29 protein-coding genes are annotated in these 25,163 nt (G+C 75.1%); 12 read left to right on the forward strand and 17 right to left on the reverse strand.

The genetic code is table 11. From position 1 onward, the window contains the following. The first annotated feature begins 7 nt into the window (after nt 1–7). The gene (locus I4I81_RS18425; RefSeq protein WP_218602730.1) at nt 8–1,372 is read left to right on the forward strand and encodes an amidase; all 1,365 of its coding nucleotides are present in this window, start codon (nt 8–10) and stop codon (nt 1,370–1,372) included. On the opposite strand, the gene I4I81_RS18430 is transcribed toward I4I81_RS18425, so the two are convergent. The 5 genes from I4I81_RS18430 to selD form a co-directional block, all read right to left on the reverse strand. Next, nucleotides 1,363–2,892: a PH domain-containing protein gene (locus I4I81_RS18430; RefSeq protein ID WP_218602731.1), complete on the reverse strand. Its 1,530-nt coding sequence runs from the start codon at nt 2,890–2,892 to the stop codon at nt 1,363–1,365. The two genes, I4I81_RS18425 and I4I81_RS18430, sit on opposite strands and share 10 nt — an antisense overlap. Further along, nucleotides 2,889–3,398: a PH domain-containing protein gene (locus I4I81_RS18435; protein ID WP_218602732.1), complete on the reverse strand. Its 510-nt coding sequence runs from the start codon at nt 3,396–3,398 to the stop codon at nt 2,889–2,891. The genes I4I81_RS18430 and I4I81_RS18435 overlap by 4 nt, the downstream gene beginning before the upstream one ends. A gap of 464 nt (nt 3,399–3,862) precedes the next feature. After that, on the reverse strand, nt 3,863–4,960 hold the full coding sequence (gene cds1 / locus I4I81_RS18440; protein WP_218602733.1) for an L-cysteine desulfhydrase Cds1: 1,098 nt from the start codon (nt 4,958–4,960) through the stop codon (nt 3,863–3,865). 58 nt (nt 4,961–5,018) lie between these two features. Next, on the reverse strand, nt 5,019–5,354 hold the full coding sequence (locus tag I4I81_RS18445; RefSeq protein WP_218602734.1) for a hypothetical protein: 336 nt from the start codon (nt 5,352–5,354) through the stop codon (nt 5,019–5,021). 81 nt (nt 5,355–5,435) lie between these two features. After that, nucleotides 5,436–6,458: a selenide, water dikinase SelD gene (gene selD, locus I4I81_RS18450; RefSeq protein WP_218602735.1), complete on the reverse strand. Its 1,023-nt coding sequence runs from the start codon at nt 6,456–6,458 to the stop codon at nt 5,436–5,438. Between the two features lie 23 nt (nt 6,459–6,481). On the opposite strand from selD, the gene selA reads away from it, so the two are divergent. From selA to I4I81_RS18470, 4 genes are all read left to right on the forward strand, one after another. After that, nucleotides 6,482–7,780, forward strand: a complete 1,299-nt coding sequence (selA, locus tag I4I81_RS18455) for an L-seryl-tRNA(Sec) selenium transferase (RefSeq protein WP_218602736.1) — start codon at nt 6,482–6,484, stop codon at nt 7,778–7,780. Continuing rightward, complete coding sequence (selB, locus tag I4I81_RS18460; RefSeq protein WP_226363449.1) at nt 7,770–9,584, forward strand: selenocysteine-specific translation elongation factor; 1,815 nt, start codon at nt 7,770–7,772, stop codon at nt 9,582–9,584. The genes selA and selB overlap by 11 nt, the downstream gene beginning before the upstream one ends. An 18-nt stretch (nt 9,585–9,602) precedes the next feature. Further along, nucleotides 9,603–10,016 carry an STAS domain-containing protein gene (locus tag I4I81_RS18465; RefSeq protein ID WP_218602737.1) on the forward strand — a complete coding sequence of 138 codons (414 nt, stop codon included), beginning with the start codon at nt 9,603–9,605 and terminating at the stop codon, nt 10,014–10,016. Nucleotides 10,017–10,158: 142 nt separating this feature from the next. After that, complete coding sequence (locus I4I81_RS18470; RefSeq protein ID WP_185719733.1) at nt 10,159–10,452, forward strand: WhiB family transcriptional regulator; 294 nt, start codon at nt 10,159–10,161, stop codon at nt 10,450–10,452. Nucleotides 10,453–10,515: 63 nt separating this feature from the next. Here I4I81_RS18470 and I4I81_RS18475 read toward each other — a convergent pair whose 3' ends face one another. From I4I81_RS18475 to I4I81_RS18485, 3 genes are all read right to left on the reverse strand, one after another. Continuing rightward, on the reverse strand, nt 10,516–11,016 hold the full coding sequence (locus tag I4I81_RS18475; protein ID WP_218602738.1) for a Dps family protein: 501 nt from the start codon (nt 11,014–11,016) through the stop codon (nt 10,516–10,518). A gap of 105 nt (nt 11,017–11,121) precedes the next feature. Beyond that, nucleotides 11,122–11,718: a hypothetical protein gene (locus I4I81_RS18480; RefSeq protein WP_218616216.1), complete on the reverse strand. Its 597-nt coding sequence runs from the start codon at nt 11,716–11,718 to the stop codon at nt 11,122–11,124. 179 nt (nt 11,719–11,897) lie between these two features. Continuing rightward, nucleotides 11,898–14,078, reverse strand: coding sequence for a GAF domain-containing SpoIIE family protein phosphatase (locus tag I4I81_RS18485; protein WP_218602740.1), 2,181 nt, complete (start codon nt 14,076–14,078; stop codon nt 11,898–11,900). Nucleotides 14,079–14,253: 175 nt separating this feature from the next. On the opposite strand from I4I81_RS18485, the gene I4I81_RS18490 reads away from it, so the two are divergent. From I4I81_RS18490 to I4I81_RS18505, 4 genes are read left to right on the forward strand one after another with little or no spacing between them, the layout of a single operon-like run. Next, on the forward strand, nt 14,254–14,646 hold the full coding sequence (locus I4I81_RS18490; protein ID WP_226363450.1) for an STAS domain-containing protein: 393 nt from the start codon (nt 14,254–14,256) through the stop codon (nt 14,644–14,646). Nucleotides 14,647–14,686: 40 nt separating this feature from the next. Then, the gene (locus tag I4I81_RS18495; protein ID WP_218602742.1) at nt 14,687–15,199 is read left to right on the forward strand and encodes an ATP-binding protein; all 513 of its coding nucleotides are present in this window, start codon (nt 14,687–14,689) and stop codon (nt 15,197–15,199) included. Then, nucleotides 15,196–15,975 (forward strand): SigB/SigF/SigG family RNA polymerase sigma factor, encoded by a 780-nt coding sequence (locus I4I81_RS18500; protein WP_218602743.1) that lies wholly within the window; start codon nt 15,196–15,198, stop codon nt 15,973–15,975. Before I4I81_RS18495 ends, I4I81_RS18500 begins: the two co-directional genes overlap by 4 nt. Before the next feature lie 27 nt (nt 15,976–16,002). Beyond that, nucleotides 16,003–17,199, forward strand: a complete 1,197-nt coding sequence (locus I4I81_RS18505; protein WP_218616217.1) for an NAD(P)/FAD-dependent oxidoreductase — start codon at nt 16,003–16,005, stop codon at nt 17,197–17,199. Here the strand turns inward: I4I81_RS18505 and I4I81_RS18510 are convergent. Continuing rightward, a complete protein-coding gene (locus I4I81_RS18510) occupies nt 17,196–17,417 on the reverse strand; it encodes a DUF3618 domain-containing protein (protein WP_218606141.1) in 222 nt (73 codons plus the stop codon). The genes I4I81_RS18505 and I4I81_RS18510 overlap by 4 nt on opposite strands. 81 nt (nt 17,418–17,498) lie before the next feature. On the opposite strand from I4I81_RS18510, the gene bcp reads away from it, so the two are divergent. Further along, a complete protein-coding gene (gene bcp / locus I4I81_RS18515; RefSeq protein ID WP_218606140.1) occupies nt 17,499–17,966 on the forward strand; it encodes a thioredoxin-dependent thiol peroxidase in 468 nt (155 codons plus the stop codon). A gap of 521 nt (nt 17,967–18,487) precedes the next feature. Here the strand turns inward: bcp and I4I81_RS18520 are convergent. Beyond that, on the reverse strand, nt 18,488–19,135 hold the full coding sequence (locus tag I4I81_RS18520; RefSeq protein WP_218616218.1) for a TVP38/TMEM64 family protein: 648 nt from the start codon (nt 19,133–19,135) through the stop codon (nt 18,488–18,490). Between the two features lie 106 nt (nt 19,136–19,241). Here I4I81_RS18520 and I4I81_RS18525 point away from each other — a divergent pair, with 106 nt between their 5' ends. Then, nucleotides 19,242–19,649: a carboxymuconolactone decarboxylase family protein gene (locus tag I4I81_RS18525; RefSeq protein ID WP_218616219.1), complete on the forward strand. Its 408-nt coding sequence runs from the start codon at nt 19,242–19,244 to the stop codon at nt 19,647–19,649. A gap of 149 nt (nt 19,650–19,798) precedes the next feature. Here I4I81_RS18525 and rdgB read toward each other — a convergent pair whose 3' ends face one another. Further along, nucleotides 19,799–20,392: an RdgB/HAM1 family non-canonical purine NTP pyrophosphatase gene (gene rdgB / locus I4I81_RS18530; protein ID WP_218616220.1), complete on the reverse strand. Its 594-nt coding sequence runs from the start codon at nt 20,390–20,392 to the stop codon at nt 19,799–19,801. After that, on the reverse strand, nt 20,389–21,132 hold the full coding sequence (gene rph, locus I4I81_RS18535; protein WP_218605432.1) for a ribonuclease PH: 744 nt from the start codon (nt 21,130–21,132) through the stop codon (nt 20,389–20,391). Before rph ends, rdgB begins: the two co-directional genes overlap by 4 nt. Before the next feature lie 63 nt (nt 21,133–21,195). Between rph and I4I81_RS18540 the strand changes: the two genes are divergently transcribed. After that, nucleotides 21,196–21,666: a DUF2231 domain-containing protein gene (locus I4I81_RS18540; protein WP_218605431.1), complete on the forward strand. Its 471-nt coding sequence runs from the start codon at nt 21,196–21,198 to the stop codon at nt 21,664–21,666. Here I4I81_RS18540 and I4I81_RS18545 read toward each other — a convergent pair. Genes I4I81_RS18545 through murI form a run of 5 tightly spaced genes read right to left on the reverse strand, consistent with a single transcriptional unit; the run spans nt 21,663 to nt 25,157 of the window. Next, complete coding sequence (locus I4I81_RS18545; RefSeq protein WP_218605430.1) at nt 21,663–22,436, reverse strand: MBL fold metallo-hydrolase; 774 nt, start codon at nt 22,434–22,436, stop codon at nt 21,663–21,665. The two genes, I4I81_RS18540 and I4I81_RS18545, sit on opposite strands and share 4 nt — an antisense overlap. 10 nt (nt 22,437–22,446) lie before the next feature. After that, nucleotides 22,447–22,839 carry a hypothetical protein gene (locus I4I81_RS18550; protein WP_218605429.1) on the reverse strand — a complete coding sequence of 131 codons (393 nt, stop codon included), beginning with the start codon at nt 22,837–22,839 and terminating at the stop codon, nt 22,447–22,449. Beyond that, nucleotides 22,832–23,194 carry a hypothetical protein gene (locus tag I4I81_RS18555; protein ID WP_218605428.1) on the reverse strand — a complete coding sequence of 121 codons (363 nt, stop codon included), beginning with the start codon at nt 23,192–23,194 and terminating at the stop codon, nt 22,832–22,834. The genes I4I81_RS18550 and I4I81_RS18555 overlap by 8 nt, the downstream gene beginning before the upstream one ends. Beyond that, nucleotides 23,191–24,354 carry an MFS transporter gene (locus I4I81_RS18560; protein ID WP_218605427.1) on the reverse strand — a complete coding sequence of 388 codons (1,164 nt, stop codon included), beginning with the start codon at nt 24,352–24,354 and terminating at the stop codon, nt 23,191–23,193. Before I4I81_RS18560 ends, I4I81_RS18555 begins: the two co-directional genes overlap by 4 nt. Next, nucleotides 24,351–25,157 carry a glutamate racemase gene (gene murI / locus I4I81_RS18565; RefSeq protein ID WP_218605426.1) on the reverse strand — a complete coding sequence of 269 codons (807 nt, stop codon included), beginning with the start codon at nt 25,155–25,157 and terminating at the stop codon, nt 24,351–24,353. Before murI ends, I4I81_RS18560 begins: the two co-directional genes overlap by 4 nt. Nucleotides 25,158–25,163: the final 6 nt, after the last annotated feature.

Below are 25,163 nucleotides of genomic sequence, written 5' to 3' on the forward strand. Positions count from 1 at the left end.
TGAGCCGATGGACCCGGACGACCTCACGTCTTCGAGCGCGGCGCAGATCGCGGCGCGCGTGCACGACGGCTGGAGCAGCGCCGTCGACGTGGCCCGGGCCCACCTCGCCCGGATCGAGGCGCACGACGCCCACGTCGGCGCGTTCGAGGTCGTCGATCCCCGCCGCGTGCTCGCCGAGGCGGAGGGCGTCGACTCCCGCGCCGACCGCTTCGCGCTGCCGCTGGCCGGCGTGCCGGTCGCCGTCAAGGACTGCGTCGACGTCGCCGGCTACCCCACCCGGCACGGAAGTGCCGCCACCTCCACCGAACCCGCCCGGCGCGACGACGACCTGGTCAAGCGGCTGCGCGCAGCGGGCGCGATCGTCGTCGGGAAGACCCGGATGCCGGAGCTGGCGATCTGGGGTTTCACCCACTCCGAGCTGGGCACCACCCGCAACCCGCTCGACGGGTCGTCGGACCCGGGCGGGTCGAGCGGGGGCAGTGCCGCCGCGGTGGCCGCGGGGATGGCCGCGCTCGCGCTGGGCACCGACGGCGGCGGGTCGATCCGCATCCCGGCCGCGTACTGCGGGCTCGTCGGCATGAAGCCGGGCGACGGCGTCGTCCCGCTCCCGGGCAGGCTGACCGAGCACTGGAACGGGCTGACCGCCGTCGGACCGCTCGCCCGCACCGCGCAGGACGCCGCGATCATGCTGGGTGTGCTGAGCGGGGCGCCCGTCGTCCTCGGCGACCGGGGCCCGTCGCGGATCGTGCTGTCGCTGCGCGTGCCGTCGCCGATCGGGCGGCTGCACCCCGATCACCGCGCCGCCGCCGTCGGCGCCGCCGCCCGCCTGCGCACGGGCCCCGGCGGCGCGACCGTCGTGCTCGACGACCCGCCCTACCCGCGCGGCCTGGCCACGCAGTGGATGCGCCGGTGGCACTCCGGGGTGGCGCAGGACCTCGCGGCGCTCGGCCTCGACCCCGACGACGTCGAGCCGCGCACCGCGTCCGTCGCCCGGCGGGGCCGCCGGGCCCGCCCCGGGGTGCACGCGGGCCGCGCGTGGCGCGACCGCATGGTCGCCTGGCTCGACGACGGCGGCTACGACCTGATGATCGGCCCCGCCGTCGCCGGGCCGGCACCGCGCGCCGGGTCCCTGCACGGCCGCGGCTACACCCGCACCCTGCTGGAGCAGACCCGCCAGGTGCCGTTCACCCAGGCCTGGAACCTGGCCGGGCTGCCGGCGATGGTGGCGCCCGTCGTCATCGGCGGCCGGGCGGTCGGGGTGCAGCTCGTCGGGCGCCCCGGCTCGGAGGCGGCCCTGCTCACCGCCGCCGCCCGCCTGGAGCGGCAGGTCGTCCCGATGGCGGGCGCCGCCGCACCCCGTATCTACGCCTGAGCCGGGTCGGGCTCGAGGAACGGCGCCAGCAGGCCGGGCACGGCATCGGCGGCGACCCTCAGCACCTCGTCCTGGTCGGCGTAGGCGATCGTGTGGGCGCCCTTCCCGGCCGCCACCGCGGCCGTCACCGACAGCAGGCGCGGACGGCGCTGCAGCACGGTGCGCCGGAACCGCCAGGCGATGACGCCGTCGCGGCGCACCACGGCGGTGCGCCGCACCCCGGACCCGCTCCGGGCCACCAGGAACGCCCCCGACAGCGCGTGCCCGAGGTTGCCGAACTCCAGCACGGCCCCGGCCACTGCCGGCGGCACCAGAGCCAGCGCGAGCTGCCACGGCCAGTGCGGGAACACCCCGAGCAGCGCGGGCACCGCGAGCCCCACTGCCGGCAGCAGCGACACCGGCACCCACCGCAGGAGCAGCACCCGCAGTGCCGCGGCCGGGTGCCTGCGCAGCGCCACCGCGGCGGGCGAGGACGCGGCGCCGAGGACGTCGGCCGTGACCCGGTGCGCCAGCGCGACGGGCACCGCGGGCAGCAGCAGGTCCGAGTCGCGCTTCTCGTTGCCCTCGGAGTCCTGCACCCCGAGCCCCGCGGCCACGATCTTCGCCTTCGCTCCCCCACCGAGCCGCAGCAGCAGCGGCTCGTCGACGCGGACCCCGCGGATCCTCGCCTCCTCGATCGTCACCGACCGCTGCGTGAGCAGGCCGTAGGTCAGGCGCAGGGTCCGGTCGTCGTCGCGGACCAGCCGGAAGCCGCCGTAGGACACGACGTAGAGCACCGTCGACAGGACGGTGTTGAGCAGCAGCAGGCCGCCGATCACCAGCAGCGCGAGCAGCGGCGGCGCCACTCCCCCGGCCCACGCGACGGCCGACCGCACCGGGCCCGACCCCCACAGCGCCTCGTAGTCGATCGCGTCGCGGAACTGCCCGAGCGCCGCCGCCAGCACGCCGATCGCCACCAGCCCGGCGAGCGACAGCGGGGCCAGTCGGACCCAGGACGCTCCGAACTCCGCGAGCGGGGCGCGGTGGTCGGCCGGGGCGCCCACCGGTGCCGCCTCCCGGACGAGCAGCACCGACCGCAGTCGCTCGGCCTCCGCCGTCGACACCGACTCCAGCTTCAGCTCGTCATCGGACTCCCCACCCTGGCGCCCCGTGCCGATCGCGACGACGGCGAGCCCCGCCACCCGGTGCACGACGTCGACGGTCAGGTCGACCGACCGCAGCCGGTCGCGCGGCACCGACCGCGCGGACCGCACCAGCAGCCCGCTGCGCAGCTCGACGTGCGTGGCCGTGACGCGATACGTCGTCGTGGCCCAGGCCCACGCGCTCAGCACGAGGATCCCGACCACCACCACCGCGCCGATCGTCGGCTCGATCCAGCCGACGCGGTCCCAGCCCCGGAACGTGACGGCCACGGCGCCGGCCAGGAGCAGCCCGCCCCCCGGCTTGACCGCCTCCACCCAGATCGAGCGGCGGTCCAGCCGCCGCCAGTCGGTGACGGGCGGCGCGCCGGTGACCGTCACGTCGCGTCCCCGGGAGTCGCCTCCGTGGCCGCGGTGAGCCGCTCCACCAGCTCCACCGCGGCGTCCCGGTCCAGCCCCTTGATCTTCAGCGCGCCCGCGGTCGACGCCGTCGTGACCGTCACCGTCGAGAGGCCGAGCCACTGCTGCAGCGGCCCGCGCTGGGTGTCCACGGTCTGCACCCGCGAGAGCGGGGCCACGCGCCAGTCCTCGACGAACACGCCCTCCCGCACGTAGACGGCGACGGCGGTGCTCTCCCAGCGGTGCCGGGCGTAGCGGATCGGGGGCGCCACGACGACGTCGACGACCGCGAGGACCGCCACCGCGACCTCCAGCGCCACCAGCCACCCGGGCCGCCAGAACACCAGCACCACCCCGACGGCGACCAGCACCGCACCCCAGATCAAGGCGTCCTGCAGGCGCCACCAGGTGATCGCGCGGGGATCGACGTGGTGGGCGGGGGCGCGCAGCCGCAGATGCGGGGCTCCGGACGTCGGGACCGAGGTCATGCGTCCACCGTGCCCGCCGCGGTGGACGACGTCGTCCACCTTTCGTCCCCCGACCGACGACTTCGGCCGACGGTGGTCCTCCTACCCACGACCCGTCCCTCCACGACGGGCGTTCCGTGCCCGCCACCGCGCCCGTCGTCCTCGCCCGCCGATCGCCGTCGGTCCCACGCGTTCCACCGCGACTGTCTCGCCACCGCGGTCGGCGAACCGGCCGGCGACGGCGTCCACCTCATGCTGGTCCCGCCGACGCCTTCGGCTGGGTCCTCGGCGGCCGCCCCGTGCACACCGCGGGCGGCGAGTGCCTGATCGGCCTGGCCGCGGCGGCCGAGTCCAGGGTCGAGGCGCTCGTCGGGGCGGCGGTCCGGCCGGGGCGGCGGTCGTCGGGCGCCGGGGCCGGCCGTGGGGCCGCACGGCCGTGCTCGCCGATCCGGACGGCCACCCGTGGTCGGTCGAGGCGCACGCTCCTACCCCGGCGGGGCCCACACCCCGTCGGTGACGAACCGCTCCAGCGTCGCCGTGTACGGCGCGAGGTCCATGCCCTGCGCGGCGACCCAGGCGTCGTCGTCGTAGCTGTGGCGGTAGCGCTCGCCCCCGTCGCAGATCAGGGAGACGACGCTGCCGCGCCGCCCGTCGCGCAGCATCCGGGCGACGAGCTGGCACACGCCCCACAGGTTCGTGCCCGTCGACCCGCCCGCCCAGGTGCCGGTGCGCGCGCGCAGGAAGCGGGCGGCGGCGATGCTGGCGGCGTCGGGGACGGTCATCATCAGGTCGACGACGCCGGGCACGAAGCTGGGTTCCATCCGCGGGCGACCGATGCCCTCGATCCGCGACGGCAGGCCGGTGGCGTGGTCGGGGTCGCCGCTCGCCCACCCCGGCGCGAACGACGAGTTCTCCGGGTCCACGACGGCCAGGCGCGTGTCGTGGCGGCGGTAGCGCAGGTAGCGGCCGATCGTCGCCGACGTCCCGCCGGTGCCCGCGCCGACGACGATCCACTCCGGCACCGGGTGCGACTCCTGCGCCATCTGCTGGAAGATCGACTCCGCGATGTTGTTGTTGCCCCGCCAGTCGGTGGCGCGCTCGGCGTGGGTGAACTGGTCGATGTAGTGCCCGCCGCACTCCCCGGCGAGCCGCTGCGCCGCCTCGTACATCTCCGGGGCGTGCTCGACGAAGTGGCACCGCGCGCCGTACCGCTCGATCAGCCCGATCTTCTCCGGGCTCGTCGAGCGCGGCATCACCGCGACGAACGGCACCCCGATCAGCCGGGCGAAGTACGCCTCGGACACCGCCGTCGACCCCGAGCTCGCCTCGACAACCGTCGTTCCTTCCACGATGTGCCCGTTGACCAGGGCGTACAGGAACAGCGACCGTGCGAGCCGGTGCTTGAGGCTGCCGGTCGGGTGCACCGACTCGTCCTTGAGGTAGACCTGCACGCCCCAGTCGCGGGGCAGCGGGAACACGTGCAGGTGCGTGTCGGCGGAGCGGTTGGCGTCCGCCTCGACCAGCCGGATCGCCTCGTGCACCCAGGCGCGGGTGCGGGCACAGGACCGGTCGACGGGAATCACGCCCCGACGCTAACCCTGATCGTCCGTGAGATGACACCGAGCGTCATCTCCCGTGGGGTCAGATCCGCGACAGGAGCTCCGACGGAGCGACCACGCCTGCGTCACGCAGCCCACCGAGCTGGCGACGCTGGTGGAACACGACGTCGGGGTCCGCGGTGGGGGCAGGTCCCGGGGTGGCTGCCGGTGACGAGCGGGAGGAGGTCCGGACGGGGAAGTCCTCGTTCCTCTGGCTCATCCAGCCGTCCTCGAGGAAGAACATCCGGCGGTCCGTGAGGATGACGAGTCCGGTCCCGTTGCTGTACGTACCCGACGTCATGCGGTCGACGGCTTCGCGTTCCCACAGGTGCTCGACGAGCTTGCGGATCTCCCGCTTCGCGCCGACCGTGTTGGCCATCCGAGCGGCGTGATCGGAGTCGCACTCGCTGTGCAGGCGGCCCGGCGGGACGTGTCGACGGCCACCCGAACGTGGCCGCCGTCAGCGCAGTGCGATGCGGCCCGTGCCCGTGCGGACCGTCCCGATCACCGCGGCCGGGGCGCCCAGCGCGGCCACCGCCTCCGCCGCCCGCTCCGGGGCCGCGCCGAAGAGCAGGCCGCCGGAGGTCTGGGCGTCGGCCAGGAGCAGGAGATCGACCTCCCCGTACGCCCCGGCGTCGACGCGCGGCGCCACCCAGTCGCGGTTGCGCCGCGAGCCGCCGGGCACCGTCCCGGCCTCGGCGAGCGCGCGCACGCCGTCGAGGAACGGCACCGCGGCGACGTCGATCTCCGCATCGACGCCCGACGCCGCGGCCATCTTGGACAGGTGCCCGAGCAGCCCGAACCCGGTGACGTCGGTGCAGCCGGTGGCGCCCGCGGCGAGCGCGGCGGAGGCGGCGGGGCCGTTGCTGCGCGTCATCGACGCCACCGCGGCCCCGGTCAGGCCCGCGGGCACGGTGCCGGCCTTGATCGCCGTCGTCGCGATGCCGATGCCGAGCGCCTTGGTCAGGACGAGCACGTCGCCGTCGCGCAGTCCGGCGTTGGTGAGGATGCGGTCCGGGTGCACCTCGCCGATCACGGCGAGCCCGTACTTGGGCTCCGGGTCGTCGACGCTGTGACCGCCGACGACGGCGAACCCGCTCTCCGCGCCGATCTCCGCCCCCCCGGCCAGCACCTCGCCGAGCACCGACATCGGCAGCTCGTCGCGCGGCCAGGCCACGATGTTGAGCGCGAACAACGGCCGCCCGCCCATCGCCCAGACGTCCGACGCCGCGTTCTGTGCCGCGATCCGGCCCCAGGTGCGCGCGTCGTCGACGACGGGGGTGAAGAAGTCGGTGGTGGCGACGAGCGCACGGTCGGCGTCGAGACGCCACACGGCGGCGTCGTCGCCGGTCTCGGTGCCGACCAGCAGGTCCGGTGCGGTCGGCGGCGTGAGGGTGGCGAGCAGCTCGGCCAGGTGCTCCGGGCCGAGCTTGCACCCGCACCCGGCGCCGTGGCTGAACTCCGTGAGACGTCGACCGGTCATGTGACGCAGCCTACGATCCCTCCGTGACCGACGTGCGCCGTCTCGTGCCGCGGACCGACGCCGTACTCGCGCAGCCGGCCGTCGCGGCGGCGGCGGAGCGGCTGGGTCGGGCGCTGGTGAAGGAGGCCGTCGTGGCCGCGCAGGCGCGCGCGCGGTCCGGGGAGATCGCCCCCGCCGACGTCGCGGACGCCGCCCTGGCCGCCCTCCCCGGCACCCCGACGACGCTGGCGCCCGTCCTCAACGCCACCGGCGTGCTGCTGCACACCAACCTCGGACGGGCCCCGCTCTCCGCCGCCGCGCGGGCCGCGCTCGACCTCGCCGCAGGCACCTGCGACGTCGAGCTCGACCTCGCGACGGGCGGGCGCGGCCCCCGCGGTACCGCCGCGATCGACGCCCTGCTCGCCGCCGTGCCCGGGGCGGCCGCGGCGCACCTGGTGAACAACGGGGCGGCGGCGATCGCGATGGTCGCCGCGACACTCGCCGGGGGCGGCCGGGAGATCGTCATCGCCCGCGGCGAGCTGGTCGAGATCGGCGCCGGGTTCCGCATCCCCGACCTGCTGACGGCGACGGGCGCGCGGCTGCGCGAGGTCGGCACGACCAACCGCGTGCACCGCGACGACTACGCCGCGGCCGTCGGCGAGGACACCGCGTTCGTGCTCAAGGTGCACCCGTCGAACTTCGTGGTCAGCGGGTTCACGCACTCCTGCGGGGTCGACGAGCTGACCGGGCTCGGCGTGCCGGTCGTCGCCGACATCGGCTCCGGGCTGCTCGCCCCGCACCCCCTGCTCCCCGACGAGCCCGACGCCGCCAGCACGCTCGCGCAGGGCGCCGCGCTCGTCACCGCGTCCGGCGACAAGCTGCTCGGCGGCCCGCAGGCCGGGCTGCTGCTCGGCGCGCCCGGCGAGGGCGCCGACCTCGTCGCCCGCATCCGCCGCCACCCGCTCGCCCGTGCGATGCGCGTCGACAAGCTGACGCTCGCCGCGTTCGAGGCCACCCTGCGCGGGCCGGTGCCGCCCACCCGGCTCGCCCTGGACGCCGACCGGGCGACGCTGCGGACGCGGGCGGAGCGGATCCTCGCCCGGCTCCCCGGCGTCGACGCGGCCGTCGTCGACAGCGCCTCGACCGTCGGCGGCGGCGGTGCGCCCGGCGTCGCGCTGCCCAGCGCCGCGCTCTCGCTGCCCGCGTCCTACGCCGCCGCCCTGCGCGCCGGTCGGCCCGCCGTGCTGGGCCGCCTGGAGCACGGCCGGTGCCTGCTCGACCTGCGGGCCGTGCCGCCGGAGTCCGACGACGCGCTGGTGGAGGCGGTCGGCCGTGCGCGGTGACCGTGGCCCCGGCAACGGTCACCGCGCACGGGTGGTGGCCACCGCCGGTCACGTCGACCACGGCAAGTCCACGCTCGTCCGCGCTCTGACCGGCATGGAGCCGGACCGCTTCGCCGAGGAGCGCCGCCGGGGCATGACGATCGACCTGGGCTTCGCGTGGACCGACATCGGCGCGCGCACCGTCGCGTTCGTCGATGTCCCGGGCCACGAGCGGTTCGTCACGACGATGCTCGCCGGGATCGGGCCCGTGCCCGCGGTGCTGCTGGTCGTCGCCGCCGACGAGGGCTGGATGCCCCAGTCCGCCGAGCACCTCGACGCACTCGCCGCCCTCGGCGTCCGCGACGGCCTGCTGGTGATCACGCGCAGCGACCTCCTGGAACCCGACCTCGCGCTCGACGACGCCCGCTCCCACCTGCGCGGCACGACGCTGGAGGGGATCCCGGCCGTCGCGGTGTCGGCCCGGACCGGCGCCGGGATGGACGACCTGCGCACCGCGCTGGGCACACTGGTCGACCGCCTGCCCGCCCCGGACGACGCCGCCGACGTCCGGCTGTGGGTCGACCGCGCGTTCACCGTGCGCGGCGCGGGCACCGTCGTCACCGGGACCCTGCAGGCCGGGCGTCTGCGGGTCGACGACGACCTGGAGCTGGCCGGGACCGACGGCACGCGGCGGGTGTCGGTCCGCGGGCTGCAGAGCCGGGGCGAACCCGTCGGGGAGGTGGGCGGGGTCAGCCGGGTGGCGGTCAACCTGCGGGGGGTGCCGCGCGAGACCCTGACCCGGGGCGACGTCCTGCTCACCCCCGGTGCGTGGCTCACCACCGATACCGTCGACGTGCGCCTGGACTCGGGCGACGACGACCTGCCGCGGGAGCTCACCCTGCACGTCGGGTCCGCCGCTGTCACCGTCCACGTGCGTCCGCTCGGTGCCGACACCGCACGCCTGCGGCTGCGGCACCCGCTGCCGCTGCGCATCGGCGACCGGGCCGTGCTGCGCGACCCCGGCCGCCGCCGCGTACGCGCCGGGATCAGCGTGCTCGACGTCCGCCCACCGGACCTGCGTCGCCGCGGCTCGGCGGCGGCCCGCGCCGTCGTGCTGGACACGATGGACGGCCGGGCCGACCCGGGCACGGAGCTGCGCCGCCGCGGGATCGTGCGGCGTGCCGAACTGGCCGCGATGGGCGTCCCGGTCGACGGTCTCGGGTCGGGCCCCTGGCTGGTCGACCCGGACCGCGCCGTGACGGCCGCGCGCGACCTCGCCGCCGCCGTCGACGCCCACGACCGCGCCGACCCGCTCGACCCCGGCCTGCCGACGGAGGCCGCCCGCCGTTCCGCGGACCTGCCCGACACCCGGCTCCTCGACGCGGTCCTGCCGTACGCCCCGGGGCTCGTCCACCGCGACGGGCGCGTCGTCCGGACGGCGGCCGCGGGACTGACGCCCGCCGTCGTCGCGGGGCTGGAGGCGCTGCGCGAGGACCTGGCACGGGAGCCCTTCGCCGCACCCGACGCCGCACGGCTCGCCGAGCTGGGCCTCGGTCCACGCGAACTGGCGTCGCTGGTGCGCGCGGGTGAACTGCTCCGCCTCGCCGACGGGGTGGTGCTCCTCGCCGGGGCCGACGACCGCGCGGTGGCGACGCTCGCCGGCCTGCCCACGGAGTTCACCGCGAGCGCGGCCCGGCAGGCGCTGGGCACCAGCCGGCGGGTCGCCGTGCCGCTGCTGGAGCTGCTCGGGCGCACCGGACGCACCGTGCGCACCCCGAACGGGGCGCACCGGCTCCGCGCCTCGGGTGGCAGTGCACCCCCCTGAGCCCTACCGTGTACCGCGATGTCCGAGACGCGTGAGAACCCGACCCCCGACCCCGCCCCGATCCGTCGTGGCGGGGATGCGGACGACCAGATCAGCCTGGCCACACGGCCCGCCGGGCCCGGTCAGGTCGTGATCGAGGTCGGCGGCGAGGTCGACATGCTCACCTCGCCCCAGCTGCGCGCGGCCGTCCTCGACCAGTTCGCCCCGGAGACGGGCACCGAGCTGGTCGTGCTCGCCCTCGACGGCGTCACGTTCCTCGGCACCAGCGGGCTCGCCGCGCTGATCGAGGTGCGCGAGGCCGCCCACACCGCCGGCACCGAGCTGCGGCTCGTCTGCACCGCGCGCCGGGTCCTGCGCCCGCTGACGATCGCCGGCCTCGTGCCGCTGTTCGACATCCACGAGACCCAGGAAGCCGCGCTCGTCGCCACCTGAGATCGGCCCCGCCGGGCGTGATCCGCATCACACCTGCGTCCAGGGACCCCGTTCGGCGTTTGGTCCACCGCTGACGCGGGAATCAGTGCTCCGATCGCCCGGTAGTTCCCCGGGCACGGACGCATGTGAGGTGACTCCCGCGATGAGCGACGTTTCCCGGCTCCCCGGCCCGATGGACCACGCCTGGCAATGGCAGCGCCTCGGCTCGTGCCGCGGCATGGACAGCGCCAGCTTCTTCCACCCGGACGGCGAGCGGAACCCGTCACGCGCCCGGCGCACGGCACAGGCCAAGGAGGTCTGCCACCGCTGCCCGGTCATCGACATGTGCCGCGAGTTCGCGCTGGAGACCCGTGAGCCGTTCGGCGTCTGGGGCGGGCTGGCCGAGGCCGAGCGCCGCGTGATCCTGGAGCAGCGCGGGGTCCCGCTCGCCAGCTGATCCGGTCCGACACGGGAACGGGCCCACCCGCGGGGGGTGGGCCCGTTTCTTCGTGCCCGGGGCTCAGGAGTTCTGGTAGCCGATGTTCTGGGCCTGCCACATCCAGCGGGCCTTCTCCAGCTCGGCGACCATGCCGATGAAGAGGTCCTGGGTGACCGGGTCGGTCTTGTCGGTCTCCTCGATGCGCGGGCGCAGTCGTCCGACGACCCCGTCGAGGGCCTCGAAGACCTGCGCGATGACATCGCGGTCCTGGACCCAGCCGGCCTCGGGCGTCGCGATGCCGGTGGTGGCGGCGACGGTGGCGGTGCGGCCGTCCGGGGAGACGCCGACGGCAGCGGCGCGCTCGGCGACCGTGTCGGAGTAGAGGCGGGCGGTGTCGACCAGCTCGTCGAGGTGCAGGTGCACGTCGTGGAACTGGCGGCCGACGAGGTTCCAGTGCGCCTGCTTCGCGATCAGTGACAGGTCGATCATGTCGACGAGCGTGGCCTGCAGCGCGGCGCCGGTGACATCGCGCGCGGCATCGTCGAGAGTGCTGGGGATGGGGTGGGCCTGGGATGCACCCATGACGGGACCTCCGGGGGTGTGGTGGTGTCGGTCGTGCGTACCTGCACCCTTCAACGGGCCCGCAGAAACCGCCATTCCACCTCGCCCCGCGGAGTGGGCAGGGCCTCAGCCCGCGTCGACGACCGTCAGCTCGTGGCAGCGGTAGCGCAGCAGCGGGATGCCGTAGACCTGAGCGATCCGCTGGACCGCGCGGTCGACCACCGCCCGGTCGACGCCCGCCCGGCCCGGCTCGACGGCCGGCCCGAGGAGGTAGACGCCCGGCTCCGGGTCGAACCCCACCAGCTCGCTGAGCGCGGCCACGAGGTCGTCCTCGGCCCCCGGGCCGAGCGGAGAGCGCAGCCCGAGCCGGTGCACACCCAGGTCGGGGAGCCCGAGCTCCGCGGCCCGTGCCCGCAGCTCGCCGCCGTCGTCGCGGTCGTCGTCGTCGAGGTCGTCGTCGTGGCCGCCGAGCTCCACGGCGTCGCCCACGCCCAGCACCCCGACCGGGGCGGGGTCGCCGACGGGGCCGTCGTCACAGGCCACGAGCAGATCGACCGACCGGCCGCCCTCCAGCAGACGGACGAGATCGGACCCCGGCCGCAGCAGTTCGACGGTGCACACCGAGACGGCGACGAACCGCCGCTGCGTGACCGGTCGGACTAACCGGTCGGCGACGGAGGGGGTCTCTGGTGCGACGAGTCCGCCCACCGGTTCCGCGACCATCCACCGCCCCCTCAGACCATGCCGCCCGCGGGCTCCGTTGCCCGCCGATCCGGCCTTTCGGGAACGAGTGAACCGCGTCCGGCGGGTACCCGTGCACCGTGCACGGGTACATACGCCCAGCGGCCCGGAACGATCTCCGAGCGGCGACTTCACGCAGCCGTGACGCAACCGTTCCGTGATCAGGCCGTGAGCCGGACCGCCAGCAGCGCGACGTCGTCGCTGAGCCGGGTGGGCGCGCACGCGGCCAGCACGCCCTCCACCAGCTCCTCCGCCTCGACGCCCGGCCGCTGGGCGACGACGGTGCGCTCCAGCAGCGCCGTCCGCTCGTCGGCGTCGTGGCCCGCCATGTCGGTCAGCCCGTCGGTGTAGAGCAGCAGCACGGAGCCGAGCGGGCAGGACAGCTCCGCCTCGGCGCGCACCCGGCCCGACGAGTGGCCGAACATCGGGACCGCGCCGATCATCGGGGAGCGCTGCTCGTCGAGGCGGCGCAGCCCGCCGTCGGGCCCCAGCACGAGCGGCGCGGGGTGCCCGGCGTTGGCGTAACGGACGACGCGCACGCCGTCGGCGTCGGGCGGCTCGATGCGGGCGTAGAACGCGGTGGCCATCGCGGCCATCTCCAGGCCCTGCACGAGCTGGTCGCAGCGGTCGAGCACCGAGCCCGGACCGCGACCCTCCCACGCGTAGGAGCGGACGACGCCGCGCAGCTGCCCCATCGCGGCGGCCGCGGCGAGGTCGTGCCCGACCACGTCGCCCACCGCGATGCCGACGGCCCCGTCGGGCAGCGGCAGGACGTCGTACCAGTCGCCCCCGACCTGGTTGCCGTCGGCGCCGACGAGGTAGCGCGCCGCGACCTGCAGCCCGGCGACCTCGGGCACCACCGGCAGCAGGCTGTGCTGCAGCGTGGCCGCGGCGGCGTGCTCCACCTCGTAGAGCCGGGCGTTGTCGACCGTCAGCCCGGCGCGGCCCGCGAGATCGGCGGCCAGGTGCAGGTCCCGCGAGCCGTACCGGCGGCCGTAGGGCAGCTGGGTGAGCAGGGTCAGCGTGCCGAGCACACGCCCGCGCGCCCGGATCGGCACGACCATCGCCGACCGCAACCGCAGCTCGTCGTAGACCGCCGCGGACCCGGGGTCGTCGGGGTGCCGCTCGGCCCCCGTCTCGGGCAGTTCGGCGATCAACCGCGGTACGTCGCCGACCGGCACGCGGCCCGTGGCGCCCGCCTCGCCCACCGGATGGGCCCGGAACTCGCCCATGCGGCGCAGGCGGCCCTCGTCGGCGGCGTCGCGCGCGGCCACGGCCAGGCGGGTCGGCGCGCTCACCCCCGGCCGGTCGAACAGGTCGACCGCGCACAGGTCGGCGAGCTGCGGCACCACGATCCGGGCCAGCCGGGCGCAGGCGTCACCGACGTCGAGGGCCTCGGTCATCTGGGTGGTGGCCTCGGCGAGGAGGCGCAGTTGGCTGCGACTGGACTCCGCGTCGGCCAGCGCGGTGGCGCGCTCCTGCTCGACCGTCACCCGCTCGGTGACGTCGTTCTGCACGCCGACGAAGTTGATCAGCTCACCCGCGCCGTCGAAGACCGGGGAGATCGACACCTGGTTCCAGTAGGCCGACCCGTCCTTGCGGTAGTTGAGCAGGACCGAGGTGAACGGCTCGCGACGACTCAGCGCCCGGGAGATCCGCTCGATCTCCGCCCGGTCGGTGTTGGGGCCCTGCAGCAGCCGGCAGTTGCGGCCGACCACGTCCTCGTAGGTGTACCCGGTGAGCCGGGTGAACGACGGATTGACCCAGATCAGCGGGTCGTCGGGCCGGCGGGGGTCGGTGATGGTGAACGACATCTCGGTGGCCACGACGGCGCGGTCGCGCAGCACCTCGAGCTGACGTCGGTCGCCGTGCTCGGTGCCGGAGATCTGCAGGAACACCACCAGGGCCCGCGACTCCAGCCCGGCCCCCTCCGGCGTCGGCGCCACCCCTGCGAGCCCGAATCCGGTCACCCACAGCAACCGGCCCTCGCTGGCGTCGCGCTGCTCGTCGGTGACGGTCGACCCGCGCCGCGCGGAGTCGTGCACGGCCACCGGCTCGCCCGCGACCGGTACGCCGGCGGCCACCAGCGACAGCGGCGAGTTCGTCTCGCTCATCCGCTGCCCGCCGAGGTCGGTGAGCCCTGCGGCGTCCCCCCACGCGTCGACGTCGACGGGCAGGTGCACCCGGTCGCCGGTCAGCTCGATGGCGGAGGCGTTGGCGTACACGACCTCGCGGGTGGCGAGGTCGATCATCAGGACGGCGGCGGGCGCCCCGTGCACGACGTGCGGGAGTTCGGTGGCCGCGACCGGGGCCACGCCCGCGGTGCCGGAGATCTCGGTCACGGCGAACACTCTAGAAGAGGCCGCCACCCCGTGCCCGCGACGACCACCGACGGTAGGGTCCGGGGAAGACGCGGTTGAGCCAACAGCCGCCGTACGTCGCCGGCCGAGACCGGCGCGGTCGTCCGTGCGCACCGTCCGCGGACCGTTCTGCCGCCCGCGCGTGGAGGTACCCCGAGTGTTCGACACGATCCCGTCCACCACGGGTGACGGAGACGCCGCTCAATCCATCGACACCGTGCTGACCCGCCCCGCGCCGGGCACCGCGCTGCTGACGGTGTGCGGCGAGATCGACACCGTCACCGCGCCGCACCTCGAGGCGGCCCTGCACTCGTTGCTCGACACGGACGACGCCACGTTGGTGGCCGATCTCGACGGCGTCACGTTCCTCGCCTCCAGCGGTCTGGCCGTGCTGATCCAGGCCGCCCACCGCGCGGAGCGTTCCCGCCGCAAGCTGCGCCTCGTCGCCTCCGGCCGCCAGGTGCGGCGCCCGCTGGCGATCACCGGGACCGACCAGCTGTTCGAACTGCACGAGGACCGGGCGTCCGCGGGACTCCCTGGGCCCGCGTGAGGCGGGCCTCGATTGATCTCCCGGTGCCCGGGGTAGCAAGATGACCCCTCAGCACCACCACGACCGGTCCGGCACGACCGGCACCAGCACGACCCGGAAGGAGACCGGCAGCGTGTCCGATCTGGACTCCCCCCATCCCGCCGAGACGCTCGACGGGGTGTCCACCGTGGAGGTCCGGACCTCGGCCAGTGCGGCGCTCATCCCGACCATCCGGGCCGTCGCCTCCGATCTCGCCGCCCGCGCCGACTTCGATCTCGACGCGATCTCCGACCTCCGGATGGCCGTCGACGAGGCGTGCGCCACGCTCGTCGACGTCGCCGCCCCGCGCTCGGTCCTGCACTGCACGTTCCACGTCCGCGCCGACGGCATCGAGGTGCGCGCCGAGGTCGAGGTCGGGGAGCCGGCCCCCACCGTGTCGACCGACACCTTCGGCTGGCGGGTCCTGCAGACCCTCGCCGACGACGTCGACGTCCTGTCCGGCCCCGGGGTGAACGGCGGACGCCCCACGGTGGGCATCCGGTTGGACAAGCTCGCCGGCGACCCACCCCGGTGACCAGAGGCGACTCCGAGTACGGCCACCTGGCACCCCTGCTGGAGCGGTACGCCTCACTGCCTGCGGACGACCCGGCGCGCGAGCGGCTGCGCGACGAGCTCGTCACCGGTTTCCTACCCGTGGCCCAGCACATCGCCCGGCGCTTCGCGCACCGCGGCGAGCCCCTCGACGACCTGGTCCAGGTCGCGACCGTCGGCCTGATCAACGCCGTCGACCGGTTCTCCCCCGAACGCGGTTCCGACTTCTTCTCCTTCGCCGTGCCCACGATCAGCGGCGAGGTGCGCCGGCACTTCCGCGACCTCGGCTGGTCGATGCGGGTGCCCCGGCGGCTCAAGGATCTGCACGTGTCGATCAACGGCGCCGTGTCGCACCTCGCCCAGGAGATCGGGCGTGCCCCGCGGCCCAGCGAGATCGCGCAGCACCTCGGCATCTCCGTCTCCGACGTCCTGGAGGGCCTGGAGGCCTCGGAGGTCTACCGCAGCTCCTCGCTCGACGAGATGCTGTCCTCCGACGCCGGCAGCGCCACCGTCGGCGAGCTCGTCGGTGAGGCCGACGCCGAGCTCGCCCGCGTCGATTTCATGCAGGCCCTGCGACCGGTCATGAGCGAGCTGCCCGAGCGCGAGCGCACGATCGTGCTGCTGCGGTTCTTCGGCAACCGCACGCAGACCCAGATCGCCGAGGAGGTCGGGATCTCACAGATGCACGTGTCCCGCCTGCTGTCCCAGACCCTCGACCGGCTGCGCAGCCGACTGGACCCCGACACCCGCGTCGGCTGACCGGACGTGATCGGTCAGGATGGCCCCATGCAACCCGAGCACGTGCTGGTGGTGGGGGCGGGCCTGGGCGGGCTGCGCACGGCGGAGCAGCTGCGTGCGGCCGGTCACCAGGGCCGGATCAGCCTCGTCGGCGCGGAGTCCCACGCCCCCTACGACCGTCCGCCGCTGTCCAAGCAGGTCCTGACCGGCGACTGGGAGCCGGAGAAGGTCGTCCTCCGCGACGTCGACGCGCTCGGTGAGCTGGGTGTGCGAGCCCACCTCGGCACGTCCGCGGTCGCGCTGCGCCACGGCGAGCGCGGCTCGATCGCCCTCGAGCTCTCCGACGGGTCCTCGCTGCACGGCGACGCCGTCGTCGTCGCGACCGGGGTGGTGGCGCGGACGCTGCCCGGACAGCCCGACACCGCGTTCACGCTGCGCACCCTCGACGACTCCCTCGCCCTGCGCGCGGCACTGGCCACGGCGTCGTCGCTGCTGGTGGTCGGGGGCGGGTTCATCGGGGCGGAGGTCGCCAGCGCGGCGGTGGGTCGCGGGATCGCGGTCACCGTGCTGGAGTCCGCGGCCGTGCCCGCCGAACGCGCGCTGGGCGCGGTGCTGGGCGGGGTCGCCGCGCGGCTGATGACCGAGGCCGGCGTCGACCTGCGCACCGGCACGTCGCTGACGGGGTTCGTCGACGGCGGCGTGGTGCTCGCCGACGGCACGGAGCTCACCGCCGACGTGGTGGTCGTCGGCGTCGGGGGCGCCCCGGAACTCGGCTGGCTCGCCGCCGGCCGCACCCTGGACATCGCGAACGGGCTCGCCTGCGGGCCCACCGGGCGCGTGCACGGGCTGCCCGGGGTGTGGGCGGTCGGTGACGTCGCCGCCTGGGACGGGCACCGCACCGAGCACTGGACGAGCGCGGGCGACCAGGCCGCCGCGGTGGCCCACGACATCCTCGGCGTCGACCCGCCGCCGTCGACCGTGCCGTACTTCTGGTCCGACCAGTTCGGACTCAAGATCCAGCTCATCGGGCACCCCACCGCCGATGCGGAGGTCCTGCCCCTGCTCGGGGCGGGCCTCGACGGCGGCGCGGTCCGCGGCACCGTCGTCGGCTACGTCGTCGACGACCGGCTGGTGGCCGTCGCCGGGTTCGGCGCGGCCCGCCACCTGGCCCGCTACCGGGCGCTGGTCGCCGACGGCGCCGACCGGGCCGCGGCCCTCGAGCTCGCGGCCGCGCAGAGGGGCTAGCTGAAGAGCTTCTTCAGGATCGCGATGCCGACGAGCGCGCCGACGGCGATCAGGCCGTACTTGATCCGGGGGTCGGCGAGCCGGACCTGGACCGCCTGCTTGCCCTGGTCGGCGAACCGCTTGGGACTCGCCTTCTCGCCGAGGGCGTCCAGGCTCTCGGCGAGGGCGTCCCTGGCCTTCTCGATCTCACGCTGGATGGTGTCCGGGTCGCGGGCCACGACGCCTCCTGTGTAGTGCGGCAGTTGCAGGTCGCCACCGTAGATCACACGGTGTCGGGGCGTCGTGCCAGGATCGCGAGCATGACCAACCGCCTCTCCCCCGGTGACGCCGCGCCGGACTTCACCCTCCCCGACGCCGACGGCAGGCCCGTCTCGCTCGCCGACTACCGCGGCCGCCGCGTCGTCGTCTACTTCTACCCCGCGGCGAGCACCCCGGGATGCACGAAGCAGGCCTGCGACTTCCGCGACAGCCTCTCCCACCTCGGCGAGGTGGGCCTCGACGTCGTCGGCATCTCCCCCGACAAGCCCGCCAAGCTCGCGAAGTTCCGCGACAAGGAGTCCCTGACGTTCCCGCTGCTCTCCGACGAGGACCGGTCGGTGCTCACGGCGTGGGGGGCGTTCGGGGAGAAGACGATGTACGGCAAGACCGTCACCGGCGTCATCCGCTCGACCTTCGTCGTCGACGCGGAGGGGAAGATCGAGGTGGCGCAGTACAACGTCCGCGCCACCGGCCACGTCGGCAAGCTGCGGCGGGACCTGAACGTCTGAATCCCCCTCGGATGCCTCGACCCCGGAGCTGGACCGACGAGCAGCCCCGCCGCCACGGTCGCGGACGGCGGATCCGTGCACGATGTGCTCCGTCACGCGGGCCGGGTACCCAACGGTGGTCCGTTCCGGACCTCGTCGCACACAACCGGCGACACGACCTCGACACCGGCTACCTCGGCGGCGGGCAGGGAGGGGCACAGGGCCGACGATTCCCCGGCCGGGAGCCCGACCGCCGTCCGAACTGCTGGTAGCCGATTCGACCGCGGTCTCGTCCGACCGGCTGCGTCAGCGCGGGGACAGCCGCTCCCGCCGGCGCTCGACCACAGCAACGGCGACCACACCGACAACCGGCTGGAGAACGTCCGTATCCTGTGCCCGAACCGCCACGCACCCACCGACATGTGGTGCGGGCGCAATGCCAGCCGACGTAGCCCAACTGGCAGGAGGCCACCGGTTTAGGGCCGGGACAGTGCGGGTTCGAATCCCGCCGTCGGCACCGACCCACCCGCTACCGTGCGTCGTCAGTCCGCGGTGACGGCGACCGCCGGGCGGCGGGCCGCCAGCAGCGCGCCCCCGATGCCCAGCAGCCCGCAGACCAGCGAAACCGTCAGCAGGACCGGGTGGGGGCTACCTCCGGTCACGGCGTCGCCCAGGACCACCACGGCGACGGTGCCGGGCAGGATCCCGAGGACGGTGCCCAGCACGTACGGGACGAAGCGCACGCCGGAGAGACCGGCCGCGTAGTTCAGCACCGCGAACGGCACCATCGGGATCAGCCGCAGCGACAGGACGGCGAGCAGGCCGCTGCGGTCGAGGCGGGCGCGCACCCAGGTCACTCCGCGGCGGTGCGCGTGCCGCTCCACGAACGTCGCCCCGAGCAGGCGCACCAGCCAGAACGCGGCCGCGGCGGCGAGGGTGGTGCCCGCGACGGCCAGCAGGACGCCCGTGACCGAGCCGAACAGCACCCCGGCGGCGACGGTGAACACGGTGCGCGGCACCGGCGTCACGGTGACGGCGCCGGAGAACAGCACGAACAGCAGCGGCGCCCAGACCCCCGACGCCTCGACGGCCCCGCGCACGTCGGGCAGGCCCGCGGAGCGCACGGTGAGCACCACGACCACGGCGGCGACGAGCGCCACGAGACCGAGGGCCACACGCCGGGGATTCACGCCGTCGACGGTACCGGCGGACCCTCCCCCGTCGTCGCGCCGGGTGACGCGCACCCCACCCGTCACCCGGCCGCCACCCGCCCGTCATCCGGCTACGGTGATCGCCGTGACGACTGCATCCGATCCTGCAGGCCTCGACCTCGATCCCGACGGCCTGGCGGTGCGCCGCGAGGTGCTCGGCCCGGAGTACGTCGACGCCGCGCTGGCCCGCGCCGACGCCACCACGGCCGACTTCCAGGAGATGATCACGAAGTACGCCTGGGGCCACGTCTGGACGCGCCCGGGCATCGACCGCCGGATGCGCAGCGCCGTCACCCTCACCGCCCTCGTCGCGCACGGCCACCTCGCCGAGCTCGAACTGCACCTGCGCGCGGCCCTGCGCAACGGGCTCACCCGCGAGGAGATCGTCGAGATCCTGCTGCAGACCGCGATCTACTGCGGCGTTCCGGCGGCGAACTCGGCGTTCGGGGTGGCCCGCCGGGTGCTGGCCGAGGAACAGGCCCCGGAGGGCTGAACCCGGCGTCGGGTGGGCGCGCCCGCCCGTTGCCCCGCCCCCGTTGCCGTAGGGCCACCTTCCCCGCCGTCTCGTTGCGACAAGGTGGCTGTGCTGCAATCCGGCGCGGGCCGGGTCGGTGCGGCCGGGCGGGCGGGCGGGCGCGTGCGTCAGTCGGAGAGCGCCTGCAGGTGCGGGACGAGCGCGGCGAGGGCCAGTGCCCGGTGCGATGCCGCGTCCTTCTCGTCCGCGCTGAGTTCGGCCGAGGTGCGGTCGGACCCGTCGGGTACGAAGACGGGGTCGTAGCCGAAGCCGTTGGTGCCCCGGGGCGCGCGCACGATCGTGCCGGTCCACTCCCCGTGCACGACGGTCTCGGTCCCGCCGGGCACCACGAGGGCCGCCGCGCAGACGAACGCGGCGCCGCGGCGGTCGTCGGGCACGTCACCGAGCTGGGCGAGCAGCAGCTCGAGGTTGGCGATGTCGTCGCCGTGGCGCCCGCTCCACCGCGCCGACAGCACGCCCGGCATGCCGTTGAGGGCGTCGACGGCGAGACCGGAGTCGTCGGCCACCGATGTCAGACCGGTCGCCTCCGCGGCGTCACGGGCCTTGGCCAGCGCGTTCTCCGCGAACGTCGCGCCGGTCTCGGGCGCGTCGGGGAACTCGGGGACGTCGGCGAGCCCGACGATCTCGAACCCCGACAGCATCCGCCGCAGCTCGACGAGCTTCCCGGCGTTGCGGGTCGCGAGCAGGATCCGCGCGCTCACGGGAGCTCGCCGGGGTAGGGCGCGGCGAGCGCCTCGGCCTGCGCCGCGCACAGCCGCTCGATGCCGCCGAGCGCGGAGTCGAGCATGGCGTCGAGGGTCGCGCGGCTGAACGTCGCTCCCTCCCCGGTGCCCTGCACCTCGATCAGCGTGCCCCGGTCGGTGGCGACGACGTTCGTGTCGACCTCGGCCCGCGAGTCCTCCTCGTAGGGCAGGTCGAGGCGCACGCGCCCGTCCACCACCCCGACGCTGACGGCCGCGACCTGGCACGACAACGGCTGGGGGTCGGCGAGGCGACCGTGCGCGCCGAGCCAGGTGACGGCGTCGGCGAGCGCGACGTAGGCCCCGGTGATGGCCGCGGTGCGGGTGCCGCCGTCGGCCTGCAGGACGTCGCAGTCCAGCGCGATGGTGTTCTCCCCCAACGCCTTGAGGTCGATGCAGGCCCGCAGCGAGCGGCCGATCAGCCGGCTGATCTCGTGCGTGCGCCCGCCGACGCGGCCCTTCACGGACTCGCGGTCGCTGCGGGTGTGCGTGGCCGACGGCAGCATCGCGTACTCCGCGGTGAGCCAGCCCAGGCCCGAACCGGTACGCCAGCGCGGCACGCCCTGCGTCACGCTCGCCGCGCACAGCACCTTCGTGCCCCCGAACTCGACGAGCACCGAGCCCGCCGGGTGCGCCTGGAAGCCGCGGGTCAGCCTCACCGGGCGCAGTTCGTCGTCGGTCCTGCCATCGAGTCGGTTCACGCAGGACACCCTATGCGCGCCGCGGTCACGCCCGCCTCACCACCGTTCGTGTGGGATGTCCGGATGTACACCGTCGTGGGCCTGCCGCTGCACCCGCTGATCGTCCACGCCGTCGTGGTGCTGCTGCCGCTGGCTGCGGTCGGCACCCTGGCCGCCGCGGCGCGGCCGGCGTGGCGGCGCGTGCTCGCGATCCCGACCCTGCTGGTGGCCCTCGGCGGGGCGGTCGCGGTGCCGCTGGCGTCGTCGAGCGGATGGCAGCTGCGGTCGTCGACGGGTGGCGGGAGCCCGCTGGTGGCCGAGCACGCCGCCCGCGCGTCGTTCCTGCTGCCCGCCGCCGTGCTGTTCGTCGCCCTGCTCGCCGCGGTGGTGTACGCCGACCGGCGGGTGCCGGTGGCGGCGGGGAGCCATGCGGGGCCCGTGGCCGCGTCCCGGCTCGCGCCCGGCCTGGCGGTCGCCGCCGCGGTCGTCGGGGTGGCCGTGGCCGCACTCGTGGTCTGGATCGGCCACGCGGGGGCGTCGGCCGTGTGGTCCTAGACGTCGTAACCGGCGTCGGCCGCGACGACCTCGACCGGTCCGCCGAACGCCGCCTTCGCCTCGGCCGCCAGCTCGGCTGCGTCGAACCAGGGCGGGCAGTGGGTGAGCAGCAGGCGGCCCACACCCGCGGCCGCGGCGTGCTCTCCGGCCTGGCGGCCGGACAGGTGCACGCCGGTCGGCGGCTCGTCCCACACCGAGGTGACGTGCGGCCAGGTGGCCTCGCAGAGCAGGACGTCGGCGCCGCGGGCGAGCTCGACGAGAGCGTCGGTGGGGCCGGTGTCGCCGCTGTAGACGAGGCTGCGCCCGCCGTGCTCGACGCGCAGCGCGTAGGCCTCGCAGGGGTGGTCGACGGCCGCGGTGCGCAGCACGACGTCGCCGATCGCGGTCTCGGCGACGTGCGGGCGGAAGTCGAACGCGTCGGTCAGGTCGGTCTCGGCGCGCTCGGCGGCGTCGGGGGCGTAGGCGGCGGCGAAGCGGTCCGGCGCCTCGACGGGGGCGAACACCGCGAGTCGGCCCACGTCGGCGGGCGGGAACGGGTGGTAGCGGCGGTGCACGACGAGCGCGGTGAAGTCGGCGCAGTGGTCGGGGTGCAGGTGCGAGAACGCGACGGCGTCGAGGAACCACGGGTCGAGGTGGCGCTGCAGCGCGCCGAGGGTGCCGTTGCCGAGGTCCATCACGAGCCGGACGTCCCCGGCCTCCACGAGGTACCCGGACGCGGGTGAGGACGGCCCCGGGCCGCTGCCCGAGCAGCCGAGAACGAGCAGGCGCATGGCCGTCACGCTAACGCGATCGGGTGCGCCGCAGCCACCACAGACCGACCAGCGGCAGGACGAGCGGGATGTAGCCGTAGCCCCGGCCGAACTCCGACCACACCGTGTCGTCGGGGAAGTCGCCCGCGTCGAACACCGACAGCATCCCGACGACCAGCACCCCGGCCAGCTCGAACCCGACGGCCCCCCAGGCCAGCCGCCGCGCACCGGGGCCGCTGCGCGCGAGCCCGATCGTCGCGAGGATGTAGACGACGCCCGCGAGCGCCGAGAGCAGGTAGGGCAGCGGGGCCTCGGAGAAGCGGGTGGCGATCTGCACCCCCGCGCGGGCGGTCGCCGACAGCGCGAAGATGCCGTAGACGGTGATCAGCAGGCGGCCGAAGCCGCTCGACGTCCGTTCAGGCACCGGCGTCCCACAGCCCCTGGAGCCGGACCACCGCGACCGCCGTGCCGATCGCGCCCGCGGCGACGACCGCACCACCCCAGCGCGTCGGCTCCGCCGTGGCGAACTGCGTGGCGATCGGCAGCACGCACACCGACACGACGAGGTAGATGAGGAACGTCGACGTCTCGGGCAGCTCGACGCCGGAGAACACCCGCACCGCCGCGATCGCCGCCTGGACGACGAGCAGCGCGACGACCCCGGCGACGGCCAGGCGGGTCCAGCGGTCGGGCGGGCGGTTCAGCACGGTGGTGACGAGGCCGTACACGGCGACCGCACCGAGGGCCACCACCACGACCAGCACGAGCGCGTCGATCACGCGGCGACGCTACCGGGTGCGGGTTCCTGCCTCAGTGCCAGCACCAGGAGCCCCAGGGAGCCCAGGGAGAGGACGGCCCCGACGAGAGGCAGCGCCAGCACCCCGAACACGGCGACGACTCCCCCGCCGACCAGCCCGGCCAGCCCGATCCCCAGGTAGATCGCCGAGGCGTTGAGCGAGAGCACGAGCGCGCTGCCCGACGGCGCGAGCTCGATGAGCCGCGTCTGCACCGGCGCGTTGACGACGAACCCGCCGCCGAGCACGAACATCGCGATCCCCGCCCCGACGACCGAGGTGATCGTGAACGGCAGCGTCACCAGCGCGAGTGTGATCACCGGCAGCGTCATGAGCAGCGGGCGACGGCTGCCGAAGCGGTCGGTGAGCCGCCCACCGAGATCGTTGCCGATCAGGGCGCCGATGCCGTAGACGACGAGCAGCGCGCCGAGCAGCGGCCCGGTGACGCCCGCGGACTCGGCGAGCAGCGGGGCGATGTAGGTGTAGACCGTCAGCACGGCCATCAGCCCGAGCACGGTGATGCCGAGGATCGTCAGCACACGGCGGTCGGCGGCCACGGCGAGGCGCTCGCGCAGCCCCACCGGGGCCGGGGCGTCGACCGTCGGCAGCAGTGCGCGGACGCCGAGCGCCCCGGCCAGGCACAGTGCCGCGACCACGGCGAACACCCCGCGGTACCCCACGATCCCGCCGATCAGGGTGCCCGCGGGCACACCCACCACCAGCGACAGCGTGATGCCCGTGAACACCGCAGACACCGCCCGGCCGCGGCGCTCCGGCGGGCTCAGCAGGGTGGCGGCATGCGTCGCGGCCGGGGTGAACGCGGCCGCGCCCAGCGCCGTGAGCACCCGCCCGACCATCAGCAGCCCGTAGCTCGGCGCGAGCGCGGACAGCAGGTTGCCGAGCGCGGCGATCAGCAGCGCGGCGACGAGCACGCCGCGGCGATCCCGGCGGCCGAGGAGGGTGGCGAGCAACGGCGCGCCGAGGGCGTAGGCGAGGGCGAACGCCGTCGTCAGCTGGCCTGCCGCGGAGATCGAGACACCGAGCTCGGCGCTGATCTGCGGGAGCAGCCCGGCGACGACGTACGCGCTCGTGCCGACGGCGAACGCGCCGCCGGCGAGGAGGGTGAGGCGCAACGGCGAGATCACGAGGTCAGGGCCGCGACCGCGCCCACCTCGGGCCCGAGGAACCGGCGGCCCAGGCGGGCGAACGGCTCCGGGTCACCGGTGGCCAGGAACTCGTGCGGCCCGGCGAGCGGGCCGGGCTCGCGCGCGAGCCCGGCCTCCCACAGCACCCGGACCACGTCCTTCGCCGTCTCCTCCGCGCTGCTGACGAGCGTGACGTCCGGGCCCATGACGATCTGCAGCACCGCGCTGAGCAGCGGGTAGTGCGTGCAGCCGAGGACGAGGGTGTCGACGCGGGCGCGCTGCAGCGGCTCGAGGTAGCTCTGCGCGAGACCCAGCACCTGGCGGCCGCTGGTGGTGCCGCGCTCGACGAAGTCGACGAAACGGGGGCACGCGACCGCCGTGATCTCGACGTCGCGCGCCGCGGTGAACGCGTCGACGTAGGCGCCCGAGGCGATCGTGGCCCGCGTGCCGATGACCCCGATCCGTCCGGTGTGCGTGGCCGCGACGGCCCGGCGGACCGCGGGCCGGATCACCTCGACGACCGGCACGGGATAGCGCTCACGGATGTCGGGCAGGCAGGCGGCGGTGGCGGTGTTGCAGGCCACGACCAGCGCCTTGATGCCGCGCTCCATCAGGGAGTCGCCGACGGCGAGCGCGTGGCGGCGGATGTCGGCGATCGCCAGCGGACCGTACGGGCCGTGCGCGGTGTCGCCGACGTAGACCACGCGCTCCGCGGGCAGCTGGTCGATGATCGAGCGGGCGACGGTGAGACCGCCGACGCCGGAGTCGAAGATGCCGATCGGGGCGTCGAGGTCGGGCGTCACACCGCC

The sequence above is a fragment of the Pseudonocardia abyssalis genome, assembly GCF_019263705.2.
Taxonomy (GTDB): Bacteria; Actinomycetota; Actinomycetes; order Mycobacteriales; family Pseudonocardiaceae; genus Pseudonocardia; species Pseudonocardia abyssalis.

Coding starts and splice junctions, on each gene's coding strand:
- I4I81_RS18540 (WP_218605431.1), top strand. CDS start 21,196: ATGTACACCGTCGTGGGCCTGCCGCTGCACCCGCTGATCGTCCACGCC.
- I4I81_RS18465 (WP_218602737.1), top strand. CDS start 9,603: ATGTCCGAGACGCGTGAGAACCCGACCCCCGACCCCGCCCCGATCCGT.
- I4I81_RS18480 (WP_218616216.1), bottom strand. CDS start 11,718: ATGGTCGCGGAACCGGTGGGCGGACTCGTCGCACCAGAGACCCCCTCC.
- I4I81_RS18545 (WP_218605430.1), bottom strand. CDS start 22,436: ATGCGCCTGCTCGTTCTCGGCTGCTCGGGCAGCGGCCCGGGGCCGTCC.
- selD (WP_218602735.1), bottom strand. CDS start 6,458: ATGACCGGTCGACGTCTCACGGAGTTCAGCCACGGCGCCGGGTGCGGG.
- I4I81_RS18435 (WP_218602732.1), bottom strand. CDS start 3,398: ATGACCTCGGTCCCGACGTCCGGAGCCCCGCATCTGCGGCTGCGCGCC.
- I4I81_RS18495 (WP_218602742.1), top strand. CDS start 14,687: ATGACCCCTCAGCACCACCACGACCGGTCCGGCACGACCGGCACCAGC.
- I4I81_RS18425 (WP_218602730.1), top strand. CDS start 8: ATGGACCCGGACGACCTCACGTCTTCGAGCGCGGCGCAGATCGCGGCG.
- I4I81_RS18505 (WP_218616217.1), top strand. CDS start 16,003: ATGCAACCCGAGCACGTGCTGGTGGTGGGGGCGGGCCTGGGCGGGCTG.
- I4I81_RS18470 (WP_185719733.1), top strand. CDS start 10,159: ATGAGCGACGTTTCCCGGCTCCCCGGCCCGATGGACCACGCCTGGCAA.
- bcp (WP_218606140.1), top strand. CDS start 17,499: ATGACCAACCGCCTCTCCCCCGGTGACGCCGCGCCGGACTTCACCCTC.
- I4I81_RS18475 (WP_218602738.1), bottom strand. CDS start 11,016: ATGGGTGCATCCCAGGCCCACCCCATCCCCAGCACTCTCGACGATGCC.
- I4I81_RS18445 (WP_218602734.1), bottom strand. CDS start 5,354: ATGGCCAACACGGTCGGCGCGAAGCGGGAGATCCGCAAGCTCGTCGAG.